The organism is Paenibacillus sp. FSL H3-0321, assembly GCF_038002865.1.
In the GTDB taxonomy this organism is placed as follows: domain Bacteria; phylum Bacillota; class Bacilli; order Paenibacillales; family Paenibacillaceae; genus Paenibacillus_AQ.
Map to the genome: position 1 here is coordinate 4,425,268 of NZ_JBBODH010000001.1, position 17,464 is coordinate 4,442,731.

Sequence of the window (17,464 nt, forward strand, 5' to 3'; positions counted from 1 at the left end):
ACACGGCAGGGAGATGATGTGGGACAGGACTATATAACCTATAAAGTAACGGATGACAGCATCCTGTTCTGTGTATGTGATGGGGTCAGCCAGTCCTTTTACGGAAATTTAGCAGCAAAATACCTAGGGGATTCTCTGCTGCAATTCATATCTGAATCCGATTGTTTTAATTCTGCGGACAGCGAAGTTGTAAAGTACAAGTTATCTTCAGGCTTGCAGCAGATGACCGCCCCGGCTACAAATATGATCAACCATTATGAACTCCCTTCGCATATTGGCGGCCTCTTCCGCGAAGTACTGGAGGAGAAACGCTTGAAGGGCAGCGAGACTACATTTGTATGCGGTAAGATTAGCTACACGGCTGACAGCAACAAGGTTCAGATCACCGTAGCCTGGCTGGGAGATACAGCTATTCGTCTCTTCGATCATGGCACTGAGATTCCAGGCTTGGTAAGCGGGTTTTCCCAATGGAACCGTTGGTCGACTTGTCATGGTGTTATGGGAGAGGGACCTTCTATTCTGACTATGGATCTTGCAAAAGGTTCCGGTGGACCGAATTGTATACAAATATTCACGGACGGACTAATGGGATACAGGAATTGGAAGAGGTATCCGGAAAACGCGGAACTTCGACAGATGATTGAAACGTCGTATAACCATGTTGCCAGTGATGATGTTTCTTTTTTGGAAATTCGCTGGGATTAATTGTTGGTTAGTCCTAACCATTTGAGTAGGGCTGCCAAATAAGTTGAGAAAATAAACTATACATAAGTAAAACGGACATTGTGGTGATCGTCCTTTATTTAAGTATAATACAAAATATTGTAAGCAGGATTCTGATAATATACTCTTAATCTTGGATGTGGTCCATGGAATGAAGCCCTAAGAGCAAGATGGCCCGCAATAAAGCACAGAATTGCATAAAATGGAGCACCATTTAAAAGACATCCCATCCGGTGTCTTTTTTCTTTTTGCGCCACTTTATAGTAAGGTGTAGCCATACGCTTTACCGCGTTAAATCTATGGGGTACATTTGTGAATTCGCAGACACAATCATTTGAGCTCACTACAAGGTTTTGCTCAGATGCTAAGCAATCTTGATTTTTTAACATCCATATACAATTCCTGTGGTGTACAGGCTGTAGTCAATTTATCGATATCGCGGCAAGAATGGAAGATAGGCAAGAGAGCAGGGAGGCGGTAAGTTGAAGGAGCAAGCGGACCTATTACGAACACATGGGGGAGATGTGAAAAGATGAAGAGATCATGGAAACAACGGATTGCGCTTGGCACCGGCTTATTGCTCGCAATGGGGGGGCTGGCAGGCTGCTCGGGCAGTAATGAGCATGCGGGAAAAGAGCAGACGGACGCTCCTACACCGATCTCGATCTGGGCGTCACTGAATACGAATGTCTCGATCACGCTGAAGAACATGAGTGAAATCACGGCGATTAAGGAATGGGAGAAACAGACCCACATTAAGACGGAATTCCAGCATCCCGCCGTGGGTGCCGAGACCGAGCAGTTTAATGTCATGCTTGCTTCGAATGAGCTGCCGGATGTGATGTTCGTGTATGGCGACTACTCCAAGTTGTATAATGACGGAACGATTATTAGGCTGAACGACCTGATTGACCAGTACGCGCCTAATTTGAAGAAGATTCTTCAGGAGAATCCCGAGGTTGAGAAACAATTGAAAGCGGATAACGGAGACATCTACGCGATTCCCCATCTGCGTCTGGGCGAGTATAAAACCTTCGGCGGTACGTTCATCCGTCAGGATTGGCTGGATGAACTGAATCTGCAAAAGCCTGAAACCCTGGATGAATGGGAGACTGTGCTGAAGGCCTTCAAGGACAAGAAGGGCGTCACCGCTCCGCTGTTGTACGGCGCACCGCCAAAGCTGACCACGATGGGACCGGCAGCCGCAAATTTCTTAGAAGCCTATGGAATTACGAATACGATCTTTCTGAAAGACGGCAAGGTAGCGTTCGGGCCGACCGAGCCAGAATTCAAGGAATTCCTGACCACATTCCACCGCTGGTATCAAGAAGGACTGATTGATCCCGATTTCGCCACAAATGATCAGAAGACCTATGATGCCAAGATTCTGGGCAGCCAGGCTGGCGCATTCTTTGCCTATATTGGCGGCGGCATTGGCCGGTATCTGCCTGCACTGCAGGAGAAGGAACCGGATGCCAATCTGACTGCCGTCCAGTTCCCGGTTGTGAACAAGGGAGATGAGCCGATGTTCACCGGCCGGTCCTGGGAGTGGAGCGGTGCCGGAGCCACAATTACGAAAAGCAACAAGAACCCGGAAGAAACCGTTAAGGCGCTGGACTATTTTTTCAGTGAAGAAGGCCATATGCTGAAGAACTTTGGCGTAGAGGGTGTAACTTATACGATGAAGGACGGGTATCCGACCTATACGGATGAGATTCTGAAGAATCCGGACGGATTGTCTGTGGTCCAGGCGATGGCGAAGCATTTCATTGCCAACTATCCGTTTGTAGGCGAAGATGACGACCGGTATAACGAGCAATATTATCAGCTGCAGCAGCAGAAGGATGCGGTCGTGCTTTTTTCCAAATACAGCGACAATACGCTCAAGGTGGGTCTCCCACCAGTCAGTCTGACCACGGAGGAATCAAGCGAGTACAGCAAAATCATGAGCGACATTACCACCTACCGCGATGAAATGTTCATCAAATTCGTCATCGGCGCCGAGCCGATTGAGAACTTCGACAAGTTCACCGCGCAGATCAACAAATTCAACGTCAAACGGGCGATTGAAATTCAGCAGGCAGCCGTAGACCGCTACAACGCCAGATAAGAAGGAAGACAGCCCGCGGTGCGGTGGAGGGACATGTTTGCCCCCGCGGGAATGTTGTCATGAACGATTAAGAAAGGAGGGAGACTATGCCGCAGAAGCTTTCCCTGATCTGGTTGAATTACAAAAAAAACAAAGCGATCTATTGGATGGCCCTCCCGGTGGTTTTATATTTTCTCGTGTTTAAATACTTGCCGATGTACGGAGCAGTAATTGCCTTCAAAGAGTATACGGTCGGCAAAGGAATCTGGGGCAGTGATTGGGTGGGGCTGCAGCACTTTCGGGATTTTTTCCAGAGTTATTATTTCTGGCGGATTCTCAAAAATACGCTGGTCTTAAGCTTCTATCAGCTGTTGTTCGGATTCCCGGCTCCAATTCTGCTTGCGCTGCTGCTGAATGAGCTGAGGCATGAAATGTTCAAACGCACGGTGCAGACGGTCTCATATATTCCCCATTTTATCTCTATTGTGGTGATCTGCGGAATGGTTGTGGATTTCTCGTCCCGGGACGGGCTGTTTAACTCCATTATTGTCTTCTTCGGCGGCGAGAGCAGCGCCCTGCTGAGTGATCCGGGCAATTTCCGCACCATTTACACTGCTTCATCCATCTGGCAGGAGCTTGGCTTCTCCACGATTATTTATTTGGCTGCCCTTAGCGGAATTAATCCCGAGCTGTACGATGCTTCTAAAGTGGACGGCGCGAGCCGGATGCGTCAGGTGTGGCATATCACCCTGCCGGGCATCATCCCGATGATTGTCATTTTGCTTATTCTGCGCATTGGCGGGTTGATGGAGATCGGATTTGAGAAGATTATCCTGCTCTATAATCCGAATGTCTACGATACGGCGGATGTCATCTCTACTTTTGTCTATCGCAAAGGGATCAGTGAAAGCGCCGAGTTCAGCTACACCACAGCTGTAGGCCTATTCCAGTCGGTCGTCAACTTTATCCTGCTGATTGGCGCCAACCGTCTATCCAAAGCGGTATCCGACAATAAGCTGTTCTAGTACGTGTTAAACTCCAAAGGTGAAGTTAAGCGCATGCAGGCGTGCAAGCACACATTCACCTGGGAAGATAAAGTGAGGGATTTCCATGAAAATAAAAAGAACGATTGGAGAAAGGCTATTTGACGGGGCAAATATGCTCCTGATGGTCGTGATGATCATCTTCACCTTGTATCCGTTGCTGCATGTACTGAATGCATCGCTTAGCGACTCGGGGCGATTAATGGCCCACAGCGGTCTGCTCTTCTTCCCTGAAGGGTTCAATCTGGACAGCTATAAGCTGGTGCTGAGCAATCCCAGCATTCTGTCCGGCTACCGGAATACGATTGTGATTGTGGTGCTGGGGACGGCGCTCAATCTGCTGTTCACCATTCTTGGCGCGTATACCTTGTCCCGCAAAAATTTCATGCTCCGGAATCCGATTATGCTGGCCATTGTGTTCACGATGTTCTTCAACGGCGGGATTATTCCAACTTACCTGCTGATTAACAACACGCTGCACATGGGTAACAATTTACTGGCTCTCATCGTGCCGGGACTGGTCAGCAGCTATAATCTGATCATTATGCGCACCTCGTTTCAGGAGATTTCCGAAAGCCTGCTGGAATCGGCAAGGATTGATGGTGCGGGAGAGGTACGCATCCTCTGGCGGATTGTGGTACCCTTATCCATGCCGGTCATTGCAGTAATGATTCTATTTTATGGTGTGGCTCACTGGAACTCCTGGTTTGGTGCGATCCTGTATCTCCGCGACCGTAATTTGTATCCGCTCCAGCTGGTGCTGCGGGAAATTCTGATTCAGAACAGCACGGATTCGATGACGACGGCAGCGGCAATGGGCGACAAGGAGGCCATCGGTGAAAGTGTGAAATACGCAACGGTCATGGTGGCCACACTGCCTATTCTGTTCATTTATCCGTTTTTGCAGAAATATTTTGTCAAAGGCGTTATGATTGGAGCCATTAAGGAATAATTCAAATTTTGCCGCCAAAGCTTACTTTTGAGGAGGAGACCCATGAAGAAGAAGAGCATCCTGTTGTCCTGGAGTATCTCTTATCTGGTAATCCTGCTCATTCCTATCCTCATCGGCGCAGCCGTCTTTGTGGAATCCCGCAATCTGCTGGAGGAGGAAGTCAACCGCTCGAATATGGTTCTGCTGTCCCAGGTGCAGGAGAACATCGACAGCCAGATGGGAGATATCGGAAGTATCAGCAGCCAGCTAATGGCTGATTCCCAGCTTAGCAGCTTCATCAACCACGCTTCCGAACAGGATGCAAGATGGCGGCTGATGGGGCTTGATCTGATCAAAAACCTCAAATCCATCCGGATCGGGAATGGACTGATCCGTGAATTATATATTTATGTCAAAGCTTCCGACGTGGCGTTATCCTCCTCTTCGCTGGTTTCTAAGAACTTTTTGTATGAGATTTATTATGAGGGGACCGGCGTGACCGAGCAGGAGTGGACACGGCTGATGCAGGAATCCCGCGAAAGTGTGTTCCGCAAAATGGAGGTTCGGAGTGAGGATCAGCGCATTGAGGAGACGCTGGTCTATCTCCAGCCCTTCCCTATTCAGGCAACCGGCGACAGTCCGGCTACCTTTGTGGTCACTTTGGACCCCGACCGGTTCCAGCAGGCTATAAATAATGTGCGTTTGGACAAGGAGAGCACAGTATTCATCCTTGACCGTGACGGGCGCACGCTATTTTCTACCGGACCTATTGAAACCCCTTACACTATAAAGGCTTATTTGCAGTTGAACAAAGATTCCGGAAGAAGGACAGGAACGGCAGAATGGAACGGTGAATCCGTGACGGTCTCGCAGATTTCCTCCAATGTGCAGGACTGGCAGTATGTCTCTATTGTTCCTACACGCATTTATGCCAAAAAGCTGACGGTCATCCGCAACATCACCTTTGCCGGGGTTGCGGCCGTACTCATGCTCGGCGGCGTGGCGGCCTGGTGGTTCACCCGGCGAAATTACCGGCCGCTCGGCCGGATCATGAATATCATCTCCGATAAAGTCAAAGTGAAGCTGGAGCAGCGGGACGATGAATTCGGCATTCTGCAAAACGTGCTGACCCGGGCCTGGGAAGAGCAGGATCAATTCGCTACAAGGCTTAAAGAGCAGCAGACAATGGTGCGCAGCAGCTTCCTGTCGAGAATGATGAAGGGACGGGTGCGGCCTGGAGCGGAGCTTGCTGCGGAGATGGAGCACCTGGGCATTCGCTTGGAGACGGATTCTTTTGCCGTACTGCTCCTGCATATCGAGAATTATGGGGGATTATTCCGCACCAGAGAGCCGGAGGATAAGGAGAAGAAAATTCAATTCGTCCATCTGATTCTAACCAATGTGCTGGAGGAGCTGATGAGCGCAGTGGGTCCCGTCTATTCCGCCGAGATGGACGGAAGAATTGCCTTTCTGGTCAATATCCGGGGAAGTGCTGGGGAGGCACTCCCGCAGTTGATCAAGTCCGCCGAAGAGGCGCAGCATTTCATCCAATCGCGTTTCCTGGTCTATTTCTCGGTGGGAGTAAGCGGCATCCGCCAATCCATAGCGGAAATCGCAGCCTGCTTCCGGGAATCGGAGGAGGCGCTCGAATACCGGCTGATTCTGGGCATTGGCCAGATTATTGACCAGAACCGGATCCGCCAGCCCAAAGAGGAATTGTATTATCCGCTGGATCTGGAGCGGCAGCTGGTCAATTATATCGCCACGGGCAACTATGCCCGCTCCACCGAGGTCATGAATGAGATCCTGATGACCAATTTCGCCGGGGAGCCCTTGTCTGTCGAATTGGCCCGCTGTCTGATGTTCGAGCTGATCGGCACCATGCTGAAGGCCACCGAGCAGATGAAGAGCGATGACCGGAAGGAACTAACTCAGCGCAACGAGCTGATCCGCCAGCTGTTTGCCTGCGAGACCTTTGAGGAGATTGAGGCGGAACTGCTGCGGATTCTGGAGACGGTCTGCCAAATGGTTCATGAACGCAAGCGGTCCCACAATACGGAGCTGAAGGATCAGCTGGTTGATTTCATCCATGAGAGCTATTCTGATGTTAATCTGGGACTGACCCACATTTCGGAGCGTTTCCGTTTCCACCCTACCTATGTCTCCAAGTACTTCAAGGAACAGACCGGGGTAAATGTCATCGACTATATTAATCAGTACAGAATTGAACAAGCCAAGAAGATATTACAGGAGGACGAACTGAACGTGCAGGAGGTATCGGAGCGTGTGGGCTTCCTGAACAGCAACTCCTTCATCCGCGTCTTCAAAAAATATGAGGGGATCACCCCCGGCCAATATAAGCAAAATAACCGGTTAATCCACCACGAGAGTTGATGAACATTTCAATGAAATTAGTAAAGGAGCAATGACTGGCATGTGGAAAAAAGCGATTGAAGATGCGCTTGGCGTGACCAAACGCAACATCTCAAGATTCGGGGACCGGTTCCCCCATGTGAGCGCAGGCGATGAGCATTATACGCTGAATGACAACACAGAGTGGACGGCAGGCTTCTGGTCCGGTATTCTCTGGCTGTGCTCTGAATACAGTGACGATCCCGTCTATCGCGGACAGGCGGTAAAAACCGTGCAGAATTTCCGCCGCCGCATGGACCATAAGATCATCTTCGATCATCATGATATCGGCTTTATGTATTCGCTGTCTTCCAAGGCGCAGTGGATTATTGAGAAGGATGCCGCCGCAAGACAATTGACGCTGGAGGCTGCGGACATGCTAATGAAGCGCTGGCGCGAAGAAGCGGGATTGATCCAGGCTTGGGGACCGGAAGGGGACCCGGTGAATGGCGGGCGAATTATTATAGACTGCCTGCTCAATCTGCCGCTGCTGCTCTGGGCTTCGGAGCAGACCGGTGACATTAGATACCGCCGGGCTGCAGAACTGCATGCCCGCAAAGCCCGCCGTTTTCTGGTGCGCGGTGATGATTCCAGCTACCATACCTTTTACTTCGATCCGGCGACCGGAGAAGCGATTCGGGGCGGAACACACCAAGGGTATAGCGACGGTTCCACCTGGACCCGCGGGCAGGCCTGGGGCATTTACGGCTTCGCCTTGATCAGCCGCTATCTGCAGAGCCCGGAGATGCTGGAGACAGCGCAGCGCCTGGGCCGCTACTTCATCGCCCATCTGCCGGAGGATCAGGTAGCCTATTGGGACTTTGACGCTCCGCAGGGGCCGGATACGAAACGGGACAGCTCCGCCTCTGCCATCGCCGCCTGCGGCCTGCTGGAGATAGCTTCGCAGCTGGATGCCGATGATCCGGAACGCCAGTTTTTTCTGGACGCTGCGGAGGCATCAGTGAAGTCACTGGCAGAGCATTATTCCACGCAGGGTGCCGAGGAAGCGGAAGGCCTGCTAAAGCATGGTTCGTACTCCGTTAGAGGTGGCGAGTCCCCGGATGATTACACCATCTGGGGCGATTATTACTATTTGGAGGCATTGATGCGGCTGGAGCGGGGCATTCCGGGGTACTGGTACGAGCGGTAGCCCGGAAGCAAGCTTGCTCTTTCAAGCTGGAGAAGCATAAGCAAGAGCACCTGGATGGGTGCTCTTTGTGCTTTTAGAGCAGATGTTCTGCTGAAGCGGATTAAAATACACGAATGATCAGGGGATGCAGGTTACAGCCGCACGAACACTCCTCCAGAGTGTTTTTTAAAGATTTATATGCTAGAGTGTGTCTTCAAACTGGAAGAGCTCTGGGGAAGCAATATTGAAAGTAGGTCCCCCTTAATTACGAGGGACGGACTCAGGAGACGCTATGGAGAGTAAACCCCCTGTTTATTCTCTTTTGCGGACCCAGACGACCTTATCTGTTCTGCATTCTATCTAAAAGCGGCCATCATGGAAAAATAACTGCGCTGGAGTCCGTTTTCCTACTGTAACAGGCTAAAAGCCCCAAATAAGTGCAACTCGGTCCGTTTGTACTCAGAGCCAGGAATACACTTTCCGGACACACACACGCCTTCGGAAGAAGAGCGAAGTCCCTGGAACACCGAGACGTAAGCCTCCACACAAAAAACTACCTAGTAGCGAAACGCCTTTCTCCGCATGTGATCAGAAAATGGTACTGTAAATTGTCCTTATCGTTCTCCCTGAAACGGATCCCGTCCTTGTAAGGATGGTGTAGCCGTTTCTACTTGGTGCACTTCACGCCGCTCCTTGCTCTTCAGTCGTGTAGTTTGCGCCTGTTTTGCTGTGAGCACCGGTACCGCCGCATTGCCCCCGTCCATTTCCGTAAGTTGCTTCCAGTAGCGCTTGGGCATCAGGGAGGAACGCAGCCGGTCGTTGCGGCGCTCCTGGATACCGATGGCAGTATAGAATTTCTTCCACAGGCGGCGATAGGCTTCTTCAGCCGCATCCGGCTCCGGGGGTATCCATTCCTGCAGTGGAATAATGGCTTCTTGGCCGGGCTGATGGATCAGCGCCATCCTATGGGTCTTGTCATAGATCATGAAGCTTTCGCCCTGAAACCGGTCGCAGAAATGCTCCTGAATGACAGGGAGCACGTAGTTGCGGGGTTCAATCACCGCCGCCATGACCGGACCGTAAACGGAAAACCGCACAAAACCGAGAAAAAGATGCCCTTCCCGCCGCAGATGCTGTACTGCCTTCTGCAAGGCATTCACGGTATCATCGGCAAGCATGTCCATAACCTTGCGGCCATGTGCGAAGCCGAGATACAGAAAATTCAGCAGCAGCAGTTCCTTGTCTGGCGTACATGTCCAGAATCCTAAACGGACAAGCTCTTCGGCCTCAGGACAGATGCGCAGAGGTATGGAGCGCAGCACCCGGTCTGCTTTGGCGTTGTCGGTCTCAATCCATTTGGATTCCAGCAGCAGACCTTGCCCCTCACCCTCCGAATGTATGGTAAGCGGGGTTTCTTTCCATTGATAACTCTCGAACACGCAGCATAGCAGGCCCTCAAAGCTGCCGTCATAGGTATAGGCCAGAGCGGCCGTCTTGAACATCAGGAGGATTCTCCTTTCCTCAGTGCTGCCGCTCCCGCTGCAGGCAAGGCTGCCAAATACGTGTCATCGAACAGGGAAAGCTGCTCGTACTGCGGCTGTAGAAACGGGGACAGCTCTTGGCCGGACATGAGTGAACGAAGCAGGGTATGCTCGCCGACTTTTAACCCCTCCAGCATTTTTCCCTTACAGGTAATGAAAAATTGAGCGCGCTTCAGCACGACACCGAGCTTCTTCAGCGCGTAAAAATCCAATGTTCCCGCCCGCCGTGCTTTTACAATCCGCTGAGCACTCCTTACGCCGATGCCCGGTACACGCAACAGCGTTTCGTACGGCACACGGTTGATTTCAACCGGGAACTGCTCGCGGTGATTGATGGCCCAGCTGCATTTGGGATCAAGCAGCGGATTGAAATTGGGCGCCGCTTCATCCAGCAGCTCCTTGGCCTGAAAGCCATAGAAGCGCAGCAGCCAATCAGCCTGATAGAGCCGGTGTTCCCGCAGGAGCGGAGGTTTGGTGTCCAGGGAAGGCAGCAGCGAATGCTCTACCACGGGGGTGTAGGCAGAGTAAAAGATACGCTTCAGCCCATACTTCCGGTACAACCCTTCCGTGAGGTTGAGAATCTGGTAATCGGTATCCGGTGTTGCCCCTACGATCATTTGTGTACTCTGCCCGGCCGGTGCGAAGCGGGGAGCATGGTTGTATTTGACAATGTCCGAAGAATTCTCGTTTATCTTCTCTTTAATAAGGGCCATCGGTTTCAGAATGGACTGTTTGCTCTTATCGGGAGCAAGCCGGCCAAGACTCTCCTTGGAGGGCAGCTCGATGTTGACGCTCATGCGGTCGGCGAGCAGGCCGAGTCTGGACAGCAATATATCATCTGCGCCGGGAATCGCCTTCACATGGATATAGCCCCCGAAATGATGGACGTTCCGCAGCAGATCCAGAGCGGCAATCAGCTGCTCGGTTGTATAATCGGGGTTACGCATAATGCCGGAGCTGAGAAACAGGCCTTCAATGTAATTGCGGCGGTAGAACTGCATGGTGAGGTCTGCGATTTCCTCCGGTGTAAATGCAGCACGGCGCGTCTGATTCGATTTGCGGTTGACACAATACGCACAATCATAAACACAGCTGTTCGTCATGAGCACCTTTAGCAGTGAAATGCAGCGGCCGTCCGCCGCAAAGCTGTGGCAGATGCCCATACTGACGGCATTGCCCATGCCTCCGGCCTGACTTTTGCGGTCCGATCCGCTTGAGGTACAGGCCACATCATATTTGGCCGAAGCCGTTAAAATTTCGAGTTTCTCCATGATATCCACGGTCAAATCCCCCTCACTTGGGAAAAGTATAACCCGAACAAATGTTCTTGTCAAAATCAAAGAAATACATAAAAATACACACATAAGGGTGTCCTTTCGTGTCAGTGCATATGCACCGCAGCGCGCCGTGCAACAAAGCCGCAGGATTTTGCAAGAAAACGCAATACTATAGTTTTAGCAAGGTTTTGCTTATAAGATTAGTTGTGAAAGGAGGGCGCAGCATTGAACGTTATATTTGAAGCCGATTCAGGATTAGACCGGGGTGTCGCCAAAGTAAGTACCCATCCTGCGGAAAAGGAACATTGGGGGAATATTAAAGAGGCTATTCATACCGCAGAGAAAAAGCTTGTAGTGATCAACGCGAAAAATGACCGCCATGTTCAAATCGGGTGGAGTACGGTTGCTGTAATTGAAGCGGAAGACCGCATGTGCAGCGTACGTGTAATTACCGGGGAAAGGTATTTGCTCAATAAACGGTTGAAGGTTGTCAACGAAAGTCTGGATTCAGCCCTTTTTATGAAAATCAATAATCAAACCATCATCAATACGGGTTATATTAAAGAGTTTTCATCCACAGACAACGCAAGGATTCAAGTGGTGCTCACGGATCATTCCAGTTACTTTGTCAGCCGCTATTACATTAAACAATTCAGGGGGAGATATCATGATTAGCCAGTTCAAGCATTCTTTTTTTCAAGTATTTACGGTGACATCCTTATGGGTAACGTTACTGTTAACGTTGTTTTATAGGGAACAACCGATCAGTATGGTATACCTGTGGCATGTTGCGGGGATTGCTGCAATATCGGCCGTATTATTTGGAATTATGTACGATGCCTTATGGAATCATTTCACTTTAAAGCCGTTCTGGAATATTCTGATTTCCTCCATTATTACGATAGTGGGCGGAATGCTGATTGTCTGGTTATTTTCACAAGATATGTTTCACGTTATTCTGCCCTGGTGGCCCGGAATGCTGTTATTGTCGGTTGTATTGCACACCATAGCTTTTTATTTCTACGCTAGAATAGACAGCCGGAAAAGAGTGGAAGAGCTGAACAAGATACTGAAGTAGGCTGCAGCGGGGCGGGGGGCGAAAGTGTTATTCCTAAGGAATTAACTACTCCCGGCTCTGTAATCTGGCCAAAATGTATGCGCATTCCTACTTATGCTATAATAGCATCTAATAGTAGATTAGATTGTTGGTTTAGGCTGAGTGGGTTTGCCGATTTGTGAAAATTAGGTCAGGGGTGTTGCAGGGATGAGAGGATATAACATTTGGCGTCCGTTGATGCTGATATTGGTTGCGCTGCTTACGAGAAGTGTGGTTACGAACCTGTGCCTTCTGTTTGGCATGGGCAATGATTCAGCGACCAGCGTCGGCATGATCGGCGCGATTATAGCTGCGTTTGTGATGTATAACCGGATGACGAAACAACGGCGTAAAAAATAAAAATCAGGCCGCCGGGGACCGCGCCCCTTCGTGCTTTTCCTAAACACCCGCTCATGGAGCGGGTGTTTAGGAATGTCTGGGTGGATGAACAAGCCGAATATTCACAATATTAACAGATGAAACTTTGCTTTTATAGAAGCTGAGCTTGTATATTAATATTAAGTTGTTGAAATAAGTATAGAGATGATAATAGGGAGAGAATACATTGAGCACACAAAGTTTTGGAGTTCCATTAGAAGGGTTTGCTGAATTCAGCAGAGTCGTCGCCGCAGAAGGTGCAGTGCTGTTAAAGAATGAAGGACAAGTTCTTCCGCTTCAGGCAAGTGACAACGTTGCCATTTTCGGCAGAACCCAGGTGAATTATTATCGCAGCGGAACCGGTTCGGGCGGCAGTGTCCATGTTTCGCATACAACCAATCTGCTGGATGGTCTTCGGAGTAAACAGAACATTTCTATTAACCAGCCATTGGCAGCTGTATATGAAACGTGGATTGAGAGCAACCCTTTTGATAATGGCGGCGGGGGCTGGGCTGCAGAGCCGTGGCACCAGAAGGAGATGCCTTTAACCGATGAACTGGTATCAGAGGCAAGAGCTAAGTCCAATAAAGCTATCGTAGTGATCGGACGTACGGCCGGAGAAGACCAGGATAATGCCGACGAACCGGGAAGCTACCAGTTAAATGATGAAGAAAAAGCGATGTTGAAGCAGGTGACGGCCTATTTTGAGCAAACCGTCGTTGTGCTGAATGTCTCCAATATTATCGATATGAGCTGGTTGAACGATGAAGGTTATGCGCACCCCATTCCTTGTGTGATTTATGCTTGGCAGGGCGGTATGGAGGGTGGCAATGCGATTGCCGACGTGCTGGCCGGAGAAGTGACACCTAGCGGTAAATTAACCGATACGATTGCATATTCCATCGAGGATTATCCCTCGACCCGTAATTACGGTAATGAACTCCAGAACTTCTATCAGGAAGATATTTATGTGGGCTATCGTTATTTTGAGACGTTTTGCCCGGAGCGGGTTCAATTTGAATTTGGATACGGTCTATCGTATACCCGGTTTGAAGTGAAGCCGGAAGAAGCCAAAGTGATCACCAAGGATGGAGAAGCCTACATTGCTATTGAAGTAAACGTATCTAATACGGGAACTGCCTTTGCGGGAAAAGAGGTCGTTCAGGTCTATTATGAAGCGCCGCAAGGCAAGCTGGGCCAGCCGGCCAAAGCTTTGGCTGCCTTCGTGAAGACCCGACTTCTCCAGCCGGGTGAATCGCAGCGTCTGACTGTAAGCTTCCCTGTTCATTCGATGGCCTCTTACGATGACGCCGGAGTGACCGGTCATGCTTCTGCTTATGTGCTGGAAGCCGGGACATACCGCCTTTACGTGGGAACCAGTGTTAAAGCGCTGGCCGAAGTTGGCGTGGAAGGACAGAGCGGTTACAGCGTGGAAGCTCTTCAGGTTGTGGAGCAGCTGCAAGAGGCGCTGGCGCCGACGGAGAGCTTTACAAGAATACACCCGGGAGTCCGCAAAGCAGATGGCTCTTATGAACTTGCCTATGCAGAGGTACCGAAACAAAAGGTTTCTATGGCTGAACGTATTCAGAGCAATCTCCCTGAAGCCTTAGCGCAAACCGGCAATCAAGGATATAAATTAAGAGATGTCCATGAAGGCAAAGTCAGCATGGAGACTTTTATCGCCCAGCTTAGCGACCAGGATCTGGCGGCGATTGTCAGAGGCGAAGGCATGAGCAGTCCGCTCGTTACACCGGGTACGGCTTCGGCTTTCGGTGGAGTAAGCGATCAGCTGTTCAGTTATGGAATTCCGGTTGGCTGCACCGCAGACGGCCCGTCGGGCATTCGCATGGACAGCGGGCAGAAGGCGACACAGGTTGCCATTGGAACCTTGCTGGCAGCAACCTGGAATGCTGAATTGGTGGAAGAGCTGTATGTCATGGAAGGCCGGGAGCTGTTAAGCAACAGTGTAGATGCGTTGCTGGGACCGGGTCTGAATATCCGCCGCAGTCCATTGAACGGGCGCAATTTTGAGTATTTTTCGGAAGATCCGCTGATTTCAGGGGTTTTTGCTGCAGCCTGCACCCGCGGGATTATGAAGGGCGGCTCGAACGCCACACTGAAGCATTTTGCCTGCAACAATCAGGAGAAGCACCGCAGTAAGGTGGATGCGATTGTGTCCGAACGGGCGCTCCGTGAGATTTATCTGAAAGGTTTTGAAATCGCGGTAAAACAGGGTGGAGCCAATTCGATTATGACCTCCTATAATCCGGTGAACGGGCATTGGGCGGCATCCAACTATGATTTGAATACTACGGTTCTTCGCGGAGAATGGGGCTTCAAGGGCATCGTGATGACCGACTGGTGGGCGATAATGAACGATGTCGTGGATGGAGGTCCTGCTGACCGGAGGAACACAAACTGGATGGTCCGTGCACAAAATGACTTGTATATGGTTGTCAGCAACTATGGTGCAGAAACCAATGTCTGGGGAGACAACACGATTGAATCCCTGGACAATGGCACTCTGACCCGTGGAGAGCTGCAGCGCAGCGCTATCAATATTTGTGAGTTCCTGATGCAGGCACCTGTGTTCTCCAGAGAACAAGTGATTGCAGAAACGGTTGATGCCTTCAAGGCGAATCCGGCTCTTGCCGCTGGGCAAGCCCAAACCGTAGCTGACAATGCAGTGGTCCAAACAGCTGCAGCCGGATCGACCTTCATAAAAGTTGATCAAGCAGGCGTATACCGGATCTTTGCAAGCGTCATGTCTCCGGATACAGAGCTGGCTCAGAGTGCAAGCAATATGACTCTAAACGATCAAGTGGTGACGACTATTCAAACCAATGGAACGGACGGCAGATGGATCACGCTGAAGCTCGTGAAGATTGAGCTGGAAGCAGGCCTCTATGAAATGAAGTTTGATTTCGTCAAACCAGGCATGCAGATTAACGCGATTGAATTCAAACAAGTGTAAAGGCTGCAAAGAAACTAACCATATGAAGTACAGGAGAGTGCCCCTAGGGGTGCTCTCTTTTTGCTGATTCCTGAATAATATAATGGCACTTTGATAATGAGGGATTTGTCCGCCTAAATCCAGTCTGAAATCTTTAAAATAATTTCTTCCAGCCCAGCGGATTGTTTATGGATGTCCTGTTATGCATACATTGGGGAATGACCGCAAATAGTATTCTCAGGAGAGGAGGCTAATCATGCTAAAACACTGGATTAAAAATGTATTGAGACCAGCGAAAGGTTCCAACCAGGATGCGGTAAAATCCAAACATCAGGCCTTAAACGAGCCTATAAATGCATCATTAGCCAGTACTCTATGCACACTTAAAAAGAGACTGGGTCAAAGCCCTGACTTTACCATCCGGGACTTTTCCGATAATCCTGAGCACACCGGCCCTCTTGCCGTTTGTTATATTGAAGGGCTAATCGACCCAGGCCTGTTATCCGATCTTATTGAAAGCTTAGTTAAAGAATTAGCCGATACATCCTCTAACCGGTTAGAAGAACATCTTGCAGCTTCTTTATTAAAAAAAACACTGCCTGCAGGAAATATTCAAATGATTGATTCGCAAAATCAGATTTATCAAGCTGTCCTTACAGGCAGTGCCGTCATTATAATAGATGGTTTACAATCTGCTCTGGCTGTCTCCATTGCCGGCGGGGTCAGACGAGCCGTGGAGGAACCTACTTCGCAAGGGGTGATCCGGGGGCCGAAAGAGGGTTTTACAGAGGATATCTCAATCAATATCTCTCTGATCAGAAGGAAACTGCGGACACCTGATCTTAAGTTTGACAGCCACATTATCGGCCAATATTCGCAAACCATTGTCATTGTAACCTACATAGAAGGAATTGCCGATCCCGGTGTGGTTCAGGAGATCGCTAAGCGGCTTCAGACCATTGATACAGACAGTATCCTTGAAAGTGGCTATATCGAAGAATTCATTCAAGATGCGCCGCTTACTCCCTTTCCTACAATGTTAAATTCAGAACGCCCGGACACCGTTGCTGGAAGCCTTTTAGATGGACAAGTAGCTGTTTTGGTGGATGGGACACCGTTCGCATTAATCGCCCCGGTAACTTTTTATAATTTCTTCCAGACAGCCGAAGATTATTACCAGCGCTACGACATTTCATCTTTTTTGCGGGTGATCCGTCTGTTATCGTTCATGGTTTCCTTGCTGCTTCCTTCCTTGTTCATTGCCTTGACAACGTTCCATCAAGAAATGATTCCCACCATCCTGTTAGTAACTCTGGCCGCCCAACGGGAAGGGGTTCCTTTTCCAGCTCTGCTGGAAGCCTTGCTGATGGAATTAACCTTTGAAGTGATTCGTGAAGCAGGCGTCCGGATGCCCCGTGCGATTGGTCCAGCCATATCCATAGTAGGAGCTCTGGTTATTGGTCAAGCAGCGGTAGAAGCAGGTCTGGTCTCGGGCGCAATGGTAATCGTCGTCTCCTTTACTGCTATATCCAACTTTGTCATTCCATACTTCAGTATGGCAACTGCCGTACGTTTATTGCGTTTTATTCTCATGCTGCTGGCAGGAACTCTCGGTTTATTCGGAATTATGGCAGGGGTTGTTCCTATTTTAGCTCATCTGCTCTCTCTAAAATCGTTCGGTAGTGACTATCTATTGCCATACAGTCCATTTTACAAGTCAAATATGAAAGATCTGCTAATTCGGGCACCCTGGTGGGCAATGAAAACAAGACCCAATATAAAATCCGGAACTAACAAAAAAAGACAGGCTCCTCACCAATATCCTGTCGGTTCGAACAACATTGTCCGCAGTGCAGACGAGCCTGAACCAAAAGCTTAAAGGAGAGATCTAT

General features: G+C 49.8%; 13 protein-coding genes. 11 read left to right on the forward strand and 2 right to left on the reverse strand.

Annotated elements, in window-relative coordinates:
• Nucleotides 1-18 precede the first annotated feature (18 nt).
• From MHI45_RS19795 to MHI45_RS19820, 6 genes are all read left to right on the forward strand, one after another.
• A complete protein-coding gene (locus MHI45_RS19795; protein WP_144024451.1) occupies nucleotides 19-705 on the forward strand; it encodes a hypothetical protein in 687 nt (228 codons plus the stop codon).
• A 550-nt stretch (nucleotides 706-1,255) separates the two neighbouring features.
• Nucleotides 1,256-2,833 (forward strand): extracellular solute-binding protein, encoded by a 1,578-nt coding sequence (locus tag MHI45_RS19800; protein ID WP_076113448.1) that lies wholly within the window; start codon nucleotides 1,256-1,258, stop codon nucleotides 2,831-2,833.
• A gap of 86 nt (nucleotides 2,834-2,919) precedes the next feature.
• Entirely contained in the window at nucleotides 2,920-3,837 is a 918-nt protein-coding gene (locus tag MHI45_RS19805; RefSeq protein WP_076113447.1) for an ABC transporter permease, read from the forward strand.
• An 85-nt stretch (nucleotides 3,838-3,922) separates the two neighbouring features.
• A complete protein-coding gene (locus MHI45_RS19810; protein WP_341119317.1) occupies nucleotides 3,923-4,807 on the forward strand; it encodes a carbohydrate ABC transporter permease in 885 nt (294 codons plus the stop codon).
• A gap of 42 nt (nucleotides 4,808-4,849) precedes the next feature.
• Complete coding sequence (locus MHI45_RS19815) at nucleotides 4,850-7,180, forward strand: helix-turn-helix domain-containing protein (protein WP_341119318.1); 2,331 nt, start codon at nucleotides 4,850-4,852, stop codon at nucleotides 7,178-7,180.
• Between the two features lie 40 nt (nucleotides 7,181-7,220).
• The gene (locus MHI45_RS19820; protein WP_445667506.1) at nucleotides 7,221-8,348 is read left to right on the forward strand and encodes a glycoside hydrolase family 88 protein; all 1,128 of its coding nucleotides are present in this window, start codon (nucleotides 7,221-7,223) and stop codon (nucleotides 8,346-8,348) included.
• A gap of 593 nt (nucleotides 8,349-8,941) precedes the next feature.
• On the opposite strand, the gene MHI45_RS19825 is transcribed toward MHI45_RS19820, so the two are convergent.
• Nucleotides 8,942-9,829 carry a TIGR03915 family putative DNA repair protein gene (locus tag MHI45_RS19825; RefSeq protein WP_083675870.1) on the reverse strand — a complete coding sequence of 296 codons (888 nt, stop codon included), beginning with the start codon at nucleotides 9,827-9,829 and terminating at the stop codon, nucleotides 8,942-8,944.
• A complete protein-coding gene (locus MHI45_RS19830) occupies nucleotides 9,829-11,139 on the reverse strand; it encodes a putative DNA modification/repair radical SAM protein (RefSeq protein WP_076113466.1) in 1,311 nt (436 codons plus the stop codon). Before MHI45_RS19830 ends, MHI45_RS19825 begins: the two co-directional genes overlap by 1 nt.
• A 231-nt stretch (nucleotides 11,140-11,370) precedes the next feature.
• Here MHI45_RS19830 and MHI45_RS19835 point away from each other — a divergent pair, with 231 nt between their 5' ends.
• The 5 genes from MHI45_RS19835 (at nucleotide 11,371) to MHI45_RS19855 (ending at nucleotide 17,451) form a co-directional block, all read left to right on the forward strand.
• The gene (locus MHI45_RS19835) at nucleotides 11,371-11,820 is read left to right on the forward strand and encodes a LytTR family DNA-binding domain-containing protein (protein WP_076113443.1); all 450 of its coding nucleotides are present in this window, start codon (nucleotides 11,371-11,373) and stop codon (nucleotides 11,818-11,820) included.
• Nucleotides 11,813-12,223: a hypothetical protein gene (locus MHI45_RS19840; RefSeq protein WP_076113442.1), complete on the forward strand. Its 411-nt coding sequence runs from the start codon at nucleotides 11,813-11,815 to the stop codon at nucleotides 12,221-12,223. Before MHI45_RS19835 ends, MHI45_RS19840 begins: the two co-directional genes overlap by 8 nt.
• A 186-nt stretch (nucleotides 12,224-12,409) precedes the next feature.
• Complete coding sequence (locus tag MHI45_RS19845; RefSeq protein ID WP_038584764.1) at nucleotides 12,410-12,601, forward strand: hypothetical protein; 192 nt, start codon at nucleotides 12,410-12,412, stop codon at nucleotides 12,599-12,601.
• Between the two features lie 205 nt (nucleotides 12,602-12,806).
• Complete coding sequence (locus MHI45_RS19850) at nucleotides 12,807-15,593, forward strand: glycoside hydrolase family 3 C-terminal domain-containing protein (RefSeq protein ID WP_341119320.1); 2,787 nt, start codon at nucleotides 12,807-12,809, stop codon at nucleotides 15,591-15,593.
• Nucleotides 15,594-15,828: 235 nt separating this feature from the next.
• A complete protein-coding gene (locus MHI45_RS19855; RefSeq protein WP_341119321.1) occupies nucleotides 15,829-17,451 on the forward strand; it encodes a spore germination protein in 1,623 nt (540 codons plus the stop codon).
• Nucleotides 17,452-17,464: the final 13 nt, after the last annotated feature.

Coding starts and splice junctions, on each gene's coding strand:
- MHI45_RS19800 (WP_076113448.1), top strand. CDS start 1,256: ATGAAGAGATCATGGAAACAACGGATTGCGCTTGGCACCGGCTTATTG.
- MHI45_RS19805 (WP_076113447.1), top strand. CDS start 2,920: ATGCCGCAGAAGCTTTCCCTGATCTGGTTGAATTACAAAAAAAACAAA.
- MHI45_RS19810 (WP_341119317.1), top strand. CDS start 3,923: ATGAAAATAAAAAGAACGATTGGAGAAAGGCTATTTGACGGGGCAAAT.
- MHI45_RS19815 (WP_341119318.1), top strand. CDS start 4,850: ATGAAGAAGAAGAGCATCCTGTTGTCCTGGAGTATCTCTTATCTGGTA.
- MHI45_RS19820 (WP_445667506.1), top strand. CDS start 7,221: ATGTGGAAAAAAGCGATTGAAGATGCGCTTGGCGTGACCAAACGCAAC.
- MHI45_RS19825 (WP_083675870.1), bottom strand. CDS start 9,829: ATGTTCAAGACGGCCGCTCTGGCCTATACCTATGACGGCAGCTTTGAG.
- MHI45_RS19830 (WP_076113466.1), bottom strand. CDS start 11,139: ATGGAGAAACTCGAAATTTTAACGGCTTCGGCCAAATATGATGTGGCC.
- MHI45_RS19840 (WP_076113442.1), top strand. CDS start 11,813: ATGATTAGCCAGTTCAAGCATTCTTTTTTTCAAGTATTTACGGTGACA.
- MHI45_RS19845 (WP_038584764.1), top strand. CDS start 12,410: ATGAGAGGATATAACATTTGGCGTCCGTTGATGCTGATATTGGTTGCG.
- MHI45_RS19855 (WP_341119321.1), top strand. CDS start 15,829: ATGCTAAAACACTGGATTAAAAATGTATTGAGACCAGCGAAAGGTTCC.